Here is a 13,554-nt window from a genome sequence, read left to right as displayed (position 1 = left end):
CGGTTCAGGCGACGCGATAGCGGTCTATCACGCGGCGATCGACCTCGATGCCGAGGCCGGCGCCGGTCGGCACCGCAATGACGCCCTTGACCTGGTTGATCGGCGTAACGGCCAGATGGTCGCGGAACGGGTTTTCCTCCTGCTCGAATTCCAGCATCGGCGGCATTGGAAACAGGCTCGGCGGCTGGTCCGGTATGGAGGCCAGGAAATGGATGGTGGCGGCGAGGCCGACTGCGGAGCCCCAGGCATGCGGCACGCATTCCACGCCATGGGTCGAGGCGAGGGCTGCGATCTTCTTGCATTCGGTGATGCCGCCCGCCGCGCAGACGTCGGGCTGCACGATGTCCATCGCCTTGCGCACGATGGCGTCGCGAAAACCCCAGCGGGTGAATTCGTTTTCGCCGCCGGCCACCGCCATGTCGAGCGCCCGCGACACCTCGACATAGCCGTCGATATCCTCCGGCGAAATCGGCTCCTCGAACCACTCGATATCGAGTTCTTCCAGCCTGCGGCCGAGCCGGATCGCGGCGGGGACCGAGAAGCAGTGGTTGGCGTCGACCATCAGCTTGATATCGGGACCAATGGCCTCTCGCACCGCCTTGACGCGATCGAAGTCGCGCTTGATCGAGCCGAGCCCGATCTTCATCTTGATCGCCTTGAAACCCTTCTCGACGTAGCCGGAAGCTTCCTCGACGGCTTCGTCGACCAGCCGGTCCATGTCGGTGAAATAGAGCCCGGTCGCGTAGGCATTGACGGAGGTGCGGAACGCACCGCCGATCAGCTTGTGAACCGGCTTGTTGCAGGATTTTCCGACGATGTCCCACAGCGCGATGTCGATGCCGCTGATGGCGGCGATCGACATGCCCTTCGGGCCGTAATCCTTGATCCGGTTATAGAGATCTTCCCAGATCACCTCGACGTCGAACGGATCGCGGCCAATGACGCGCGGCGCCAACTGGGTGTCGATGAAAGCCTTGGCGACGGCGGAGGGGCCGTAGCATTCGCCCCAGCCCGTGATGCCGTCGTCGGTCTCGATCTCGACGAGACAGGTGCCGCGGGTTTTGTACAGCCAGCCGCGCGAGGAGGTGAAGGGCCGAGCGACCGGGGCCGCGACGACGTGACAGGTGATTTTCTTGATGGGCAAGCGAATGGCCTTTGTCTTGATGCGGGGAGGAAACGGCGGCGATGTCGCCGGCTATTCTTTCTGGTCCTTGAAGACCTGCGCGGCGACCGTGCCGAGCGCACCGGCAACGCTGTCGACTTCCTTGGTCAGCGCATCTCCCGTGAGATCGTCGACCAAAAACGCGTTCTTCTTGGAGAATTCCTTGAAGCGGGGATCCTGGATCGCCGCGCGGAACGCCGTGATCAGCTTGGTCCTGACGTCGGCGGGGAGGCCGGCGGGCGCGACCACATAGGCCATCTGCACCACGGGGCCGTAGGGGAAAACGTCGTACCCCTTGTCCTTGAAGGTCGGGACGTCCGGAAACATCTCCAGCCGCTCGTTGGCAAAAATGCCGATCGGCTTCAGCAGGCCTTCCTGGATCTGCCCCAGCGTTTCCGACGGCTTTAGCACGCCGGATGCGACATGCCCGCCGAGCAGGTCGGCGACCACCTTCGATCCGCCGGTATAGGGTACGTTGACATAGTTGGTGCCGGCGGCGCGCGCCGTCATCGACGCGAAGATGTGGTTGAGGTTGTAATTGCCGGGCGTGCCGATCGTCACCTTGTCGGGATTGTCCTTCATCAGCTTGATGAAGTCTTCGAGCGATTTTGGCTCGGCCTTGGCCGGCACCAGCAGCATCAACGGATCGGTCGAGACGCGGGCGATGTGGGTGAATTGCGCATTGGTCAGCGGCGTCTTGCCCTGCGCGATCAGTGCCAGCGTCGAACTGGTGCCCATGCCGATGGTGTAGCCGTCCGGCGCCGAACCCGCGACGCGGCGCATGCCGATGGTGCCGGTGGCGCCGACCACGTTCTCGATCACGATTTTGATGCCGTGCTCGCGCAGGATCGGATCGAGCGCGCGCGCTGCGACGTCGTTCGAACCGCCGGCATTCCAGGGCACGATGAATGTGATGTCGCGTGAAGGATAGGTCTGGGCCTGGCTGGGCGTAGCCAGTACCGCCAGCGCGCACGCCAGAATAATCGAGCCCTGTTTGAGCATTGTTGTTTCCTCCCGTTTTGTTGTTTGTTATAACAAACAACATGGGTGGTCAAGGGATCACCTTGGGACCGGGAATTTGCGCCTTGCCGCGCGCTGGGATAGCGAGCGTTTGATGACGACGTCACTGAAGCGAATCGAACGCGAACCGCTGTGGGATCTGGCCCATGCGCAGTTGCGCGATGCGCTGCTCGCGGGCCGGTTCGAGCCCGGCACCGTGCTGACGCTGCGTTTTCTCGCCGAACAATTCGGCACCTCGATCACGCCGGTGCGCGACGCCGTCACGCGCCTGGTGGCGCAGGGCGTGCTGCAGCAAGGCCCGCGCAATTCGGCGATCGTGCCGAACCTGTCGCGCAAGGAACTCGCCGACCTGACAGTGGTGCGCTGCGCGCTCGAAGGCCGCGCGGCGCGCGAGGCCGCGCTGCAGAAGCATGACGCCGCAACGTTTCGCCAGCTCGAGGAGCGCCTGTCAAAAATGCAGTCGCTGATCCAGGCGCGAAAGCTCGAAAGCTATCTCGAACATCACCGCAAATTCCATTTCGGCATCTACGCGATGTCCGGCATCCCGCTGCTGGTCGACACCATCGAGAACATGTGGCTGCGCTGCGGCCCGGTGCTGTCCTTCGTGATCCCCGAATATGTCGTGCTGCTGAAGGGCTGGGATCACCACACCGCCGCGCTGAAGGCGATTCTGGCCGGCGATGCGGCGCGCGCCGAGGCCGAGATCGTCGCCGACATTACGGAGGCCGCGCATTATCTCGGCGGGCTCGGGGATGCGACCGGGCAATTGCGGCGGCCCGCGATTCTGTAGGGTCAGCAGAGCGAAGCGTGCCCACCATCCATCGTCGAGCAAGCCGAAAGATGGTGGGCTCGCTTCGCTCAGCCCACCCTACAACTGCTTAATCCACAATGAACAGCTTCGCGCCCGTCTTCGTCGACGACCGATGCGCTGCGTCGCCGAAATCCGACACCTGGTAGCTCATGCCCGCCTTCAGCGTGAACTTGCGCCCGTCGCGCAGTTCGGTCTCAAGCTCGCCTTCCAGCACATAGAGCACGTGTCCGCGATCGCACCAGTGATCGGCGAGATAGCCTGGCGAATACTCCACCATTCGGACGCGCAGATCGCCGATGTCGAGCGTGTGCCACAGCGCCTCGCCGGTTTCTCCGGCATGTTTCGTCGCGGGGACCTTGCGCCAGTCGGTAACGGTGAAGGGCAGGGTGGGGATTTTCATGGGAGTGTCCTGCAATGGATGCGTAGGGTCGGCAAAGCGTAGCGTGCCCGCCACCATCAACATCTTTTATCGTGAATGGTGGGCTCGCTTAGCCCACCTGCTGTTCTTCAATGCGCGAGATGGTTGGCCGAACCTTGCCTGATCTTTCCCTCGGCATCGAGCCGAAGATATTCGCAGATCTGCGCGCCGCGTTCATTCTGGTAGAACACGACCACGCTGTCCGGGCTGACATAGGTGTCGATCAAATCGAACCGCAGGTTGGGCAGCATCGCCAGTGCCTTGCCCCAATATGCCCGCAGCCTGTCCTTGCCGCGCAGGGTGCCGTCGGCTTCGAAGCCGAGCGCCTGGATCTTGTCCGAGGTCATTTCCGCGTCGTCGGTGTAGAGCGCGAGCACCCGTTCGAGTTCGTGCGAATTCCAGGCTGCGATCCATTCCCGGCCGAGCGCGGCGATGTCCGCTGCCGCGTGATGCGGGGTGTGCATGGTTTTCTCCCTTCGCTGTCGATGGGTGGCGCGGGCCAAATTAGGTCAATAATACTTACCTAATAGCATCTGTCCATGCCCCATAAAGAATGTGGGTCGGCCGTTTGCCGCGGTTGCGAGGCTGCCCCCCGTCGCGTAATTCCTCTCCATGACAGCAGCACAGAAAGCCAGCGAGTCGACGCCGTCAGTGGCCTCGGCGCATGACAAGATTCTGATCGTCGATTTCGGCAGTCAGGTGACGCAACTGATCGCCCGCCGGGTGCGCGAGGAGGGCGTCTATTCCGAGATCGTCCCGTTCCAGAAGGCCGAAGCCGCCTTCAAGGAAATGAAGCCGAAAGCGGTGATCCTCTCTGGCGGCCCGGAGTCGGTGCACGAGGAAGGCTCGCCCCGCGCCCCGCAACTGATCTTCGATTCCGGCGTGCCCGTGCTCGGCATCTGCTACGGCCAGATGACCATGGCCGCCCAGCTCGGCGGCGAGGTCGAGGGCGGCCACCACCGAGAATTCGGCCGCGCCGATGTCGAGGTCAAGGCCGCCAGCAATCTTTTCGAATCGACGTGGTCGATGGGCGAGAAGCATCCGGTGTGGATGAGCCACGGCGACCGCATTACCAAAATGCCGCCAGGCTTCACGGTGGCCGGCGTCTCGCCGAACGCGCCGTTCGCCGTGATCCAGGACGAGAAGCGCAAATATTACGGCCTGATGTTCCACCCCGAAGTGGTGCATACGCCCGACGGCGCCAGGCTGATCCGCAATTTCGTCCGCAAGGTCGCCGGGCTGACCGGCGACTGGACCATGCGCGCCTTCCGCGAGGAGGCGATCGAAAAGATCCGCGCCCAGGTCGGCAAGGGCAAGGTGATCTGCGGCCTCTCCGGCGGCGTCGATTCCGCCGTGGCCGCCGTGCTGATCCATGAAGCGATCGGCGACCAGCTGACGTGTGTGTTCGTCGATCACGGCATGCTGCGGCTCGACGAGGCGAAGACCGTCGTCGACCTGTTCCGGCATCACTACAACATCCCGCTGGTGCATGTGGATGCCTCAAAAACATTCCTCGGCGAACTCGACGGCGTCACCGACCCCGAAAAGAAGCGCAAGACCATCGGCCGCCTGTTCATCGACGTGTTCGATGCGGAAGCGAAAAAGCTCGGTGGCGCGGACTTCCTTGCGCAAGGCACGCTCTATCCTGATGTGATCGAGAGCGTCTCCTTCACCGGCGGCCCCTCGGTGACGATCAAGTCGCACCACAATGTCGGCGGTCTCCCCGAACGCATGAACATGAAGCTGGTCGAGCCGCTGCGCGAACTGTTCAAGGACGAAGTCCGCGTGCTGGGTCGCGAACTCGGCCTCCCCGAAATCTTCGTCGGACGCCACCCGTTCCCGGGCCCCGGCCTCGCCATCCGCTGCCCCGCCGAGATCACAAAGGAAAAGCTCGACATCCTCCGCAACGCCGATGCCGTCTATATCGACCAGATCCGGAAGCACGGCCTCTACGACCAGATCTGGCAGGCCTTTGCCGTGCTGCTGCCGGTGAAGACGGTGGGCGTGATGGGCGACGGCCGGACGTATGAATATGTCGTGGGCCTCCGTGCCGTCACCTCCACCGACGGCATGACGGCGGACTTCTATCCGTTCGAGATGAAGTTCTTGGGCGAGACGGCGACGCGGATCATCAACGAAGTGAAGGGCGTGAACCGGGTGGTATATGACGTGACGAGCAAGCCGCCGGGGACGATTGAGTGGGAGTAGACGATACCCTCACCAGCGCTCAGGCATAGCCAACCCATCCGCGCCAGGTAAAAGCCGCGTAGAACGTCTCCACATCCCTGAAGCCGGCCTCGCGCAGGACTTCCGCGTCCTGTTCTGGATCGAGCAGGCTGAGGTGGGTCCCGACGGCGGAGCGGGCTTTCTCGGTGAGGTCCGGGTCGGCGCCGGAGGCGATCCCAAAGGCGGCATAGCGCGATAGCCATCGCGTGCGCCCGGCGTCGGCTTGCGGAAAACTCAAATGGGCGGCCACGAAGGGGGCGCCGGGCTTGAGGCGGCGGTGGATTTCCGCGGCGGTTCGCCGACGCTCGTCAATGGCGAGGAAATGCAGTGTCAGCAGGCAGGTCGCGGCATCGAACGGGCCGTCCGGGGCGTCATCGATATAGCCCTGCTGCAACCGAACGCGGGCGTTGAGCGGCCCGAGCCTCCGCTCGGCCTGCTGCAGCATCGCCGCGGCAGGGTCGACGCCGACGAAACGCCAGCCAGGTTCGGCCTCCGCGAGGGCCTTCAACTCCAGCCCGCCGCCGGCGCCGAGCACCAGCACTTGCGCGTCAGGCGCAGCCCGCTCGGCGAGCAGGATGCGGGTCATGCGGTGGAGGTCGGTAAAGCCGGGTACGAAGCGCGGCGGTCCATCCGCATATCGCGCCACCGCCTCGGGATCGGAGAAGGCCGCCACGAATGGCGGGGTAGCTGAATCAAGTTGCATGCGCGATCTCCAGGCGGTGGCGGTTGCGCCGGTCACCCAGACGCTTCTTGAAGTCGGCGCTCAACATCGCGAGAGTCACGTTGCCGAGGCGGGACAGCAGCAACGCCTCCGCTTCGTCGAACGCCTGGTCAAGCGCGGCGTTCACGGCCTGCTCGACGAGGCAACCGGGTGCTTCCGTTCGGTTTCCGACCGCGAACAGCGAAGGTTGGCCAAGGGCTTCGTAGACGTCCTTCAGCGATATCGTCGCGAGGTCGCGGGCGAGGGTCCAGCCCCCGCCATGGCCCTTTTCCGATCGCACATAGCCGTGATCCCGCAGCCCCGACATGATCCGCCGTATGACCACCGCATTGGTATCCATGGCTTTCGCCAGCGCCTCCGACGTCACCGGCGCTTTCTGTTCCGCCATGTGAAGCAGGACGTGCAACACGCCTGACAATCGGCTGTCTCTTTTCATGTAACTATTGATATTACATGATTGGCGGTGGGTCAAGCTCATGTCTAACTGAATGCCACGGCCACGCGTCAAGCGCGCTCGCCGCGCCGATCACCTCTGCTCAAACGCCGGCTGCGCACGACGCATCACCATGTTAGGAGATCGCATCGTTCACCGGAGTAAGCCCTTGATGTCCGTCGCGACCGCAGCCAGCAACGCCGCCACCCCGACCGCCGCCGAAACCGACCCGCTGGCGCTGGGCTGGATGCAGGGCTTCCCGCCGCCGCCCGACAAACTCATCACCTTCCAGAACGGCTCGTTCCGCAGCTTCCCCGAGCTGCGCTGGGCCTGGAGCAATGTCCGCCAGCTGGTGCCGACGGTAAACGTCTGGCGCGGGGCGGGGCCGGCATCGGTGCTGCCGCGCGAGGAGCATGATATCGGCGCGTCGGCCTCCGTCACCACGGACGGCCGGCCGATGACGTTTTCGAGAATGCTCGAAGAAACCTATGCCGACGGCATCGCCGTGCTGCACCGGGGCAAGCTGATCTACGAGCGCTATTTCGGCGCGCTGAAGCCGCACAAGCCGCACATCTCCATGTCGGTAACGAAATCGTTCACCGGCACGCTCGCCGGCATTCTGGTGGCGGACGGCAGGATCGATCCGCAGGCGCCGATCATCGAATACGTCCCCGAGTTGAAGGCGAGCGCCTTCGGCGACGCGCGCGTGCATGAGGCGATGGATATGACGACGGGCCTCGAATACACGGAAATTTATACCGACAAGAATTCCGATGTGTGGGGGCTGCGGCGCGCCAACGGCATGGCGCCGATCGAGCCGGGTTATGAGGGCGCCACCAACATCTTCGATTTCCTGTGCGCGCAGAAGAAGCAGGGCGAGCACGGCAAGGCCTTCGCCTACAAGACCGTCAATTCCGACGTGCTGGCCTGGATCTGCCGCCGCGCAAGCGGCATGACGCTGTCCGACCTGCTCTCCGAGCGCATCTGGAGTCCGATGGGGGCGGAAGAGGACGCGCATTATCACGTCGACCGCATCGGTACCGAAAGCGGCGGCGGCGGGCTTTCGACCACGCTGCGCGATCTCGCCCGCTTCGGCGAGACGATCCGCAATCACGGCCGCTTCAACGGCCGCCAGATCGTGCCCTCGCAGTTCGTCGAGGAGGTCGCCCGCGGCGGCGATCCCGCAAAATTCAAGCCGGCCGGCTATACCACGCTGCCCGGCGCGTCCTACCGCCATCAATGGTGGGTGACGCACAATGCGCACGGCGCCTACATGGCGCGCGGCGTGTACGGGCAGGGCATCTATATTGACCCGAAGGCCGAGATGGTGATCGCCCGCTATGCCTCGCACCCGTCGGCCGGCAACGCCGCCAACGATCCCGTGACGCTGCCGGCCTACATGGCGCTGGCCAAGGATCTGATGGCGGGCGGCTGATGCCGCTTCGCCTCTAGCCCCGCACCGCGGCCTCGATTTTCGCGACGTCGATCTTGCCCATCGGCATCATCGCCGCGAAGGCGCGCTTGGCGACGTCGCCGCCCTTGGCCATCGCGTCGGTCAGCACGCGCGGCGTGATCTGCCACGACACGCCCCACTTGTCCTTGCACCAGCCGCAGGCGCTCTCCGTGCCGCCACTGCCGACGATCGCGTTCCAGTAACGGTCGGTTTCCGCCTGGTCCTCGGTCGCGATCTGAAACGAGAACGCCTCGCTTTGCTTGAACATGTCGCCGCCGTTGAGGCCGATGCAGGGCACGCCGCACACGGTGAACTGCACCGTCAGCACCTGGCCGGCCTTGCCGCCGGGAAAGTCGGAGGGCGCTTTATGAATGGCGTCGACGCTGCTGTTCGGAAAGGTCTTGGCGTAGAACTGCGCGGCTTCTTCGGCGTCGTGGTTGTACCAAAGGCAGATCGTGTTCTTGTTCATCGGGTCTTTCCTTGATCTGCCGCACGGGGCGGCGGTGACGGTCGGTTCTCGGCCCAAGGACGTTCGAAAACCCGGTGTCCCGACATCGTCGCTATGTTTTTTTGCAGGTCCCCGGAAGGTGGAAAGATCGAAGGATTGCCTGGGTTCCGCTGATTGGTCGACCCGGTGCGGTGGAAGAGGAATCGTGCCTGTTCCCGCCTATCGCATTCGCCCATGCGGGCTGCGAACGCGCTGTAGCTGCGAAACCTTGACCGATATAGATTGCTTCGCGATCTGGGCTTTTGAGCAAGGGACACAGGAAATATGGCGGACGACACCAACGTTCGGGCTGGTCAGTGCCATTGCGGCGCGGTGCGGTTTGAGGCGACGCTCAGCGACGGCTTCAATTCGGCCCTCCGCTGCACCTGTTCGTACTGCCGCATGCGCGGCGCGGTCGTGGTCATGGCGGAGATGGGTGGGATCAAGATACTTCAGGGCGAGGATGTGCTCACGAGCTACCGCTTCAATACCGGCGCCGCGCAGCACTTCTTCTGTTCCCGTTGCGGAATCTACACCCATCATCAGCGGCGATCGAACCAGAATTCATATGCCGTGAACGTGGCTTGCCTCGATGGCGTGAGCCCGTTCGATTTTTCCGAGGTGCCCGTCATCGATGGCGTCAATCACACCAGCGACACCGGCCGGCCGACGCGCCGGGCGGGCACGCTGCGCTTCATCCCCACCGACGGATGATCCCTTATAAATAGTATTGACTTATATAAGTGGTAGACGATATTCATCCTGCCCGGAAAACAGGGAGATCAGGATGGAAATCGAAGTCGCCAGGGTGTTGGGGCTGGTCTCGCGCGCGGTGCGCAACTTCGACAAGGACGGCAAGCCGGCCAGCGCCGTGACGCTGACACGGCTGTACGACACCAGCGTCGACGATCTCTGGGACGCGCTGACCGACAGGGAGCGCATCGCGCGCTGGTTTCTGCCGGTCGAGGGCGATCTCGCGCTCGGCGGAAAATACCAGATCAAGGGCAATGCGGGCGGAACCATCACGGCCTGCGCGCCGCCGACGCATTTCGCCGCCACCTGGGAATTCGGCGGCGCGGTGAGCTGGATCGACGTCGCGCTCGCGGCGGAACGCAACCAGGCGCGGTTGACCTTGGAGCACACCGCGATCATTGAGGACCACTGGAATCAGTTCGGCCCCGGCGCGGTCGGCATCGGGTGGGATCTCGCCATTGCGGGCCTCGAGCGCTATCTTGCGACCGGCGCGGCGGTCGATCACGCGACCGCCGAGGCATGGATGGTTTCTCCCGACGGCAAGGCGTTCATGAGCGAGAGCGGCGAATTCTGGCGCGCGGCGCATGTCGCGAGCGGCGTCGACGCGGCCTCGGCCCGGGAACGCTCGGACCGTACGATCGCGTTCTATCGCGGCGAGTTGCCGCCCGATATGGCCCACCCCGGCACAGGAAGCTGATGCACGTCTTCGAAGTCCTTTCCGATCCGGTGCGCCGCCGCATCCTGGAATTGCTCGGTCCGGGCGAGATGGCATCCGGCGCCGTGGTGGAGGCGATCGGCAGGGAATTCGGGATCACGCAGGCCGCCGTGTCGCAGCATCTGAAGGTGCTACGCGAGAGCGGGTTTGCAAAGGTTCGCGCGGATGCGCAGCGGCGGCTCTATTCGGTGGATGCCGCCGGCCTTCAGGCAGTGGACGCCTGGATCGGCCAGTTCAGAGGTTTTTGGGAGCCGAAGCTGGATGCGCTGGCGACGGAGATCGCGCGCGGCAAACGCGCGCGCCGCAACGCGCCGGTAAGCGGGAGAGCCGGCAAACGCGCCTGAACCGCTTCGCCCGAGCGAGCGGAACGATGTCAATCCGCGATGCTGATCTTGGCGTCCGAAATCACCCTGGTCCATCGATCGACATCGCCGGCGACGAGGTGTTTCAGATAGGCGCGACGGCTGATCGGGCGCCGGAGCCACGGTCAGGGCCGTCACCCTTCTCATTCCAGTTACTCCCTTTTATGGTTGGTCGACAGAGCGACCGCCTGCTTGTGGGCGAATGGGCGCGGACGCACCAGCGCGGACCGGGAGAGATCGTTTGAACCTCTATGCAAAACTGCTCGCGCGCGAGGCGGAGCGGCGCCCCGTCCGGGTTGGACTGATCGGCGCCGGCAAGTTTGGCGCGATGTATCTGCATCAGGCGCTGCGGACGCCCGGCGTGCACATCGTCGGCATCGCCGATCTGTCGCCGGCGCGTGCGATCGAGAACCTGAAGCGCGTCGGATGGGCCGAGGCGCGCTATGGCGCGGCGTCGCTCGACGATGCGCTGCAGCACGGCACGACGTACCTCGGCGACGACTGGGAGACGCTCGTCAAATTCCACGGCATCGACGTGATCGCCGAGTGCACCGGCAATCCGGTGGCCGCCGTCGAACACTGTCTGGCGGCATTTTCGACGGGCAAGCCGATCATCAACGTGACGGTCGAGGCCGACGCGTTCTGCGGCCCGATCCTGGCGCACAAGGCGAAACAGGCCGGCGTGATCTACAGCCTGGCCTATGGCGATCAGCCGGCGCTCGCCTGCGATCTCGTCGATTGGGCGCGGGCCTGCGGCTTTCCGGTGGTCGCGGCCGGCCGCGGCCACAAATGGTTGCCGAAGTACCGGGAATCGACGCCGGAAACGGTGTGGGATCACTGGGGCCTGACGGCCGAGCAGGCGGCCCGCGGCGGCATGAATCCAAAGATGTTCAATGCGTTTCTCGATGGCTCAAAACCGGCGATCGAGTCGGCTGCGATAGCCAACGCGACCGGCCTGGAAGCGCCGTCGCAGGGCCTCGCATTTCCGCCGGGATCGGTGGACGACATTCCAACCCTGATGCGCCCGCGCGCGGAAGGCGGCATCCTCGAAGCCAAGGGGCAGGTCGAGGTGGTGTCCTGCCTCACGGCCGACGGCAAACCGATTGCCAACGATATCAGGAAAGGCGTATGGGTCTGCTTCGAAGGCGACAGCGAGTACATCCGGAACTGTTTTGAGGAATACAATGTCGTGACCGATCCGTCCGGCCGCTACATGAGTTCCTACAAGAAGTGGCATCTGATCGGCCTGGAGCTCGGCATTTCCGTCGCCGCCATCGCGCTGCGCGGCGAACCGACCGGCGTCGCGACCTGCTTCAATGCCGACGTCGCGGCGACCGCCAAGAAGGATTTGAAGCCGGGCGATATGCTCGACGGTGAAGGCGGCTATACGGTGTTCGGTAAGCTGACGCCCGCCCGCACCTCGCTGTCACAGGGATATCTGCCGCTGGGCCTGGCGCATAACGTGCGATTGACCCGGCCGGTCGCGAAGGATGCCTGCATCACCTGGGCCGACGTGGCGATCGACGACACGCTGCCGGCCGTTCGCGTTCGCCGGGAGCAGGAGGCGCTTTATGCGGGGGCGGAAGGCAAGCGCGCCTGACGGACTCAATGACCGCGGCCGCACGTTTGTTCAACGTGAAAACGGCCGCACGCGCTAGTTTCCTTCTCAACCAAGGGGAGGAAACCAATGACGGCCACAGCGCTTGCAAAACACACAACGCCGCTTCGCGATGTCTTCGAACGCTATCATGTCGGCTGGGAGACCAGGAACCCGGACCTGATCGCCTCGCTCCATTCGGACGACACGGTCTTCCACGTCCATGACGGGTCCGCCGCCGTCCACGGCCGGGAGGCCCTGCGGCAGCGCTGCATCGATACCTTTGAAAAGTTCGATTTCTCATTCGAGATGGGCCGCCGGCTCTACGGCGACGATCACTGGGTGTTCGAGTGGACCATGCTCCTTGCGCTCAAGGAGCCGGGCGGCGCGCCGTTCAGGGCCAGGGTCGAGATGCTCGACGTCGTCACCGTCAATCCCCGCGGCGAGGTGGTGCGCAAGGACGTCTACATGAACGGCGGAGAAACGCAGGCCGCGTTCGCCCGCGCCGGGATAAAGCGCTAGGAAACGTCTGCCATTCGACACCGGCCATATCGTGCCGCTTGAGGATTTGCGCCGGGCGATAAAGTTGCCGATAGTGAGGAGCCATGCCGGTCGCGGAAACGCCCTTTACCAGCACGATATTGCCGATCGGGGTCTCGCGCCTCGCGGCGCATCCGAATGTCGTCACGGCGGTGCTGGCGGGGCGGGCGGGCCCGATCGCGGTCGAGCATGCCGGCGTGCGTGTCACGGGTGACGTCCTGCTGGTCCGGCCTGACATCGTACACCACGTTTGGCTCGGCCGAGGCGCCGATGTCGTCTATCTCAACGGACTGGCGTTTCCGTTCGAGGCGCCACTGGCCGTCGTGTTCAAGGGCGGTCTGGAAGCGCTGGCGCGCCGCTCGATCGGCGGCGATCCCTGCGCACTCCAGGAATTGCGCGAAAGGCTCGCCTTTGCGAGCGATCCGCTGCCGCCGAAAGTTGCGGAGATCATACGGGCGATGCAGGCCGATCCCATGCGCCGCGTGTCGCAGGACGAGCTGATGCGACGCCTCGGCATGGAACGCACGCGGGCGCTCCGGTGCTTCAAGGCGGCGACGGGGCTGACATTCCGCCGGTTCAAGCTGTGGTCGGCGCTGCAGCATGCCGCGACGAAAATGGCCGAGCGCGAACTGGTGCGGACGGCCGCGATGGATGCCGGGTTTGCCGATACCGCGCACCTGTCGCGGGTGTTCAGCAGCATGTTCGGGCTGTCGCCCAGCGTGGCGATCGCGGGGCTGGATGCTCCCGAGAGCGAATGACAGCTTTTGCGGGCAATGACGTCGGGCAACCCCATCCGGGGCGTTGATTTGTTCAGCGCGCGGGTTCAGCATCGCGGCACTTCCGACCTCCACTCAGG

At 64.3% G+C, this 13,554-nt stretch carries 16 protein-coding genes; 9 read left to right on the top strand and 7 right to left on the bottom strand.

Annotated elements, in window-relative coordinates; translation table 11 throughout:
• Nucleotides 1–4: 4 nt before the first annotated feature.
• A complete protein-coding gene (locus QUH67_RS20550; protein WP_300940744.1) occupies nt 5–1,144 on the bottom strand; it encodes a mandelate racemase/muconate lactonizing enzyme family protein in 1,140 nt (379 codons plus the stop codon).
• Nucleotides 1,145–1,195: 51 nt separating this feature from the next.
• Complete coding sequence (locus tag QUH67_RS20545; protein WP_300940743.1) at nt 1,196–2,164, bottom strand: Bug family tripartite tricarboxylate transporter substrate binding protein; 969 nt, start codon at nt 2,162–2,164, stop codon at nt 1,196–1,198.
• A 112-nt stretch (nt 2,165–2,276) separates the two neighbouring features.
• On the opposite strand from QUH67_RS20545, the gene QUH67_RS20540 reads away from it, so the two are divergent.
• Nucleotides 2,277–2,972: a GntR family transcriptional regulator gene (locus QUH67_RS20540; RefSeq protein WP_300940741.1), complete on the top strand. Its 696-nt coding sequence runs from the start codon at nt 2,277–2,279 to the stop codon at nt 2,970–2,972.
• A gap of 88 nt (nt 2,973–3,060) precedes the next feature.
• Here QUH67_RS20540 and QUH67_RS20535 read toward each other — a convergent pair whose 3' ends face one another.
• Both QUH67_RS20535 and QUH67_RS20530 read right to left on the bottom strand, forming a co-directional pair.
• Complete coding sequence (locus tag QUH67_RS20535; protein ID WP_300940739.1) at nt 3,061–3,393, bottom strand: DHCW motif cupin fold protein; 333 nt, start codon at nt 3,391–3,393, stop codon at nt 3,061–3,063.
• 107 nt (nt 3,394–3,500) lie between these two features.
• The gene (locus QUH67_RS20530; RefSeq protein ID WP_300940738.1) at nt 3,501–3,875 is read right to left on the bottom strand and encodes a nuclear transport factor 2 family protein; all 375 of its coding nucleotides are present in this window, start codon (nt 3,873–3,875) and stop codon (nt 3,501–3,503) included.
• 148 nt (nt 3,876–4,023) lie between these two features.
• Here QUH67_RS20530 and guaA point away from each other — a divergent pair, with 148 nt between their 5' ends.
• A complete protein-coding gene (guaA, locus tag QUH67_RS20525; RefSeq protein ID WP_300940737.1) occupies nt 4,024–5,619 on the top strand; it encodes a glutamine-hydrolyzing GMP synthase in 1,596 nt (531 codons plus the stop codon).
• A 19-nt stretch (nt 5,620–5,638) separates the two neighbouring features.
• Here guaA and QUH67_RS20520 read toward each other — a convergent pair whose 3' ends face one another.
• On the bottom strand, nt 5,639–6,340 hold the full coding sequence (locus QUH67_RS20520) for a class I SAM-dependent methyltransferase (RefSeq protein WP_300940736.1): 702 nt from the start codon (nt 6,338–6,340) through the stop codon (nt 5,639–5,641).
• Complete coding sequence (locus tag QUH67_RS20515) at nt 6,330–6,794, bottom strand: Rrf2 family transcriptional regulator (RefSeq protein ID WP_300948113.1); 465 nt, start codon at nt 6,792–6,794, stop codon at nt 6,330–6,332. The genes QUH67_RS20520 and QUH67_RS20515 overlap by 11 nt, the downstream gene beginning before the upstream one ends.
• 169 nt (nt 6,795–6,963) lie before the next feature.
• Between QUH67_RS20515 and QUH67_RS20510 the strand changes: the two genes are divergently transcribed.
• Nucleotides 6,964–8,226, top strand: a complete 1,263-nt coding sequence (locus QUH67_RS20510) for a serine hydrolase domain-containing protein (protein ID WP_300940735.1) — start codon at nt 6,964–6,966, stop codon at nt 8,224–8,226.
• 13 nt (nt 8,227–8,239) lie between these two features.
• On the opposite strand, the gene QUH67_RS20505 is transcribed toward QUH67_RS20510, so the two are convergent.
• On the bottom strand, nt 8,240–8,713 hold the full coding sequence (locus QUH67_RS20505; RefSeq protein ID WP_300940733.1) for a VOC family protein: 474 nt from the start codon (nt 8,711–8,713) through the stop codon (nt 8,240–8,242).
• A gap of 303 nt (nt 8,714–9,016) precedes the next feature.
• On the opposite strand from QUH67_RS20505, the gene QUH67_RS20500 reads away from it, so the two are divergent.
• The 6 genes from QUH67_RS20500 to QUH67_RS20475 all read left to right on the top strand — a co-directional run bounded on the left by QUH67_RS20500 (nt 9,017) and on the right by QUH67_RS20475 (nt 13,456).
• Nucleotides 9,017–9,445 (top strand): GFA family protein, encoded by a 429-nt coding sequence (locus QUH67_RS20500; protein WP_300940731.1) that lies wholly within the window; start codon nt 9,017–9,019, stop codon nt 9,443–9,445.
• Between the two features lie 73 nt (nt 9,446–9,518).
• Nucleotides 9,519–10,181: an SRPBCC family protein gene (locus tag QUH67_RS20495; RefSeq protein ID WP_300940730.1), complete on the top strand. Its 663-nt coding sequence runs from the start codon at nt 9,519–9,521 to the stop codon at nt 10,179–10,181.
• Nucleotides 10,181–10,543, top strand: coding sequence for an ArsR/SmtB family transcription factor (locus QUH67_RS20490; protein ID WP_300940728.1), 363 nt, complete (start codon nt 10,181–10,183; stop codon nt 10,541–10,543). The genes QUH67_RS20495 and QUH67_RS20490 overlap by 1 nt, the downstream gene beginning before the upstream one ends.
• A 259-nt stretch (nt 10,544–10,802) precedes the next feature.
• A complete protein-coding gene (locus QUH67_RS20485) occupies nt 10,803–12,161 on the top strand; it encodes an NAD(P)H-dependent oxidoreductase (RefSeq protein ID WP_300940726.1) in 1,359 nt (452 codons plus the stop codon).
• 87 nt (nt 12,162–12,248) lie between these two features.
• The gene (locus QUH67_RS20480) at nt 12,249–12,680 is read left to right on the top strand and encodes a nuclear transport factor 2 family protein (protein WP_300940725.1); all 432 of its coding nucleotides are present in this window, start codon (nt 12,249–12,251) and stop codon (nt 12,678–12,680) included.
• Between the two features lie 83 nt (nt 12,681–12,763).
• The gene (locus QUH67_RS20475; RefSeq protein WP_300940723.1) at nt 12,764–13,456 is read left to right on the top strand and encodes a helix-turn-helix domain-containing protein; all 693 of its coding nucleotides are present in this window, start codon (nt 12,764–12,766) and stop codon (nt 13,454–13,456) included.
• Nucleotides 13,457–13,554: the final 98 nt, after the last annotated feature.

The sequence above is a fragment of the Bradyrhizobium roseum genome, assembly GCF_030413175.1.
Taxonomy (GTDB): domain Bacteria; phylum Pseudomonadota; class Alphaproteobacteria; order Rhizobiales; family Xanthobacteraceae; genus Bradyrhizobium; species Bradyrhizobium roseum.
This window is presented reverse-complemented; position numbering and strand designations above follow the sequence as displayed.

What these genes read in the sequence shown, in the direction of transcription:
- QUH67_RS20505 (WP_300940733.1), bottom strand. Translation starts at nt 8,713, where the DNA reads ATGAACAAGAACACGATCTGCCTTTGGTACAACCACGACGCCGAAGAA.
- guaA (WP_300940737.1), top strand. Translation starts at nt 4,024, where the DNA reads ATGACAGCAGCACAGAAAGCCAGCGAGTCGACGCCGTCAGTGGCCTCG.
- QUH67_RS20530 (WP_300940738.1), bottom strand. Translation starts at nt 3,875, where the DNA reads ATGCACACCCCGCATCACGCGGCAGCGGACATCGCCGCGCTCGGCCGG.
- QUH67_RS20515 (WP_300948113.1), bottom strand. Translation starts at nt 6,794, where the DNA reads ATGAAAAGAGACAGCCGATTGTCAGGCGTGTTGCACGTCCTGCTTCAC.
- QUH67_RS20490 (WP_300940728.1), top strand. Translation starts at nt 10,181, where the DNA reads ATGCACGTCTTCGAAGTCCTTTCCGATCCGGTGCGCCGCCGCATCCTG.
- QUH67_RS20510 (WP_300940735.1), top strand. Translation starts at nt 6,964, where the DNA reads ATGTCCGTCGCGACCGCAGCCAGCAACGCCGCCACCCCGACCGCCGCC.
- QUH67_RS20545 (WP_300940743.1), bottom strand. Translation starts at nt 2,164, where the DNA reads ATGCTCAAACAGGGCTCGATTATTCTGGCGTGCGCGCTGGCGGTACTG.
- QUH67_RS20475 (WP_300940723.1), top strand. Translation starts at nt 12,764, where the DNA reads ATGCCGGTCGCGGAAACGCCCTTTACCAGCACGATATTGCCGATCGGG.
- QUH67_RS20495 (WP_300940730.1), top strand. Translation starts at nt 9,519, where the DNA reads ATGGAAATCGAAGTCGCCAGGGTGTTGGGGCTGGTCTCGCGCGCGGTG.
- QUH67_RS20535 (WP_300940739.1), bottom strand. Translation starts at nt 3,393, where the DNA reads ATGAAAATCCCCACCCTGCCCTTCACCGTTACCGACTGGCGCAAGGTC.
- QUH67_RS20540 (WP_300940741.1), top strand. Translation starts at nt 2,277, where the DNA reads ATGACGACGTCACTGAAGCGAATCGAACGCGAACCGCTGTGGGATCTG.
- QUH67_RS20500 (WP_300940731.1), top strand. Translation starts at nt 9,017, where the DNA reads ATGGCGGACGACACCAACGTTCGGGCTGGTCAGTGCCATTGCGGCGCG.
- QUH67_RS20520 (WP_300940736.1), bottom strand. Translation starts at nt 6,340, where the DNA reads ATGCAACTTGATTCAGCTACCCCGCCATTCGTGGCGGCCTTCTCCGAT.
- QUH67_RS20480 (WP_300940725.1), top strand. Translation starts at nt 12,249, where the DNA reads ATGACGGCCACAGCGCTTGCAAAACACACAACGCCGCTTCGCGATGTC.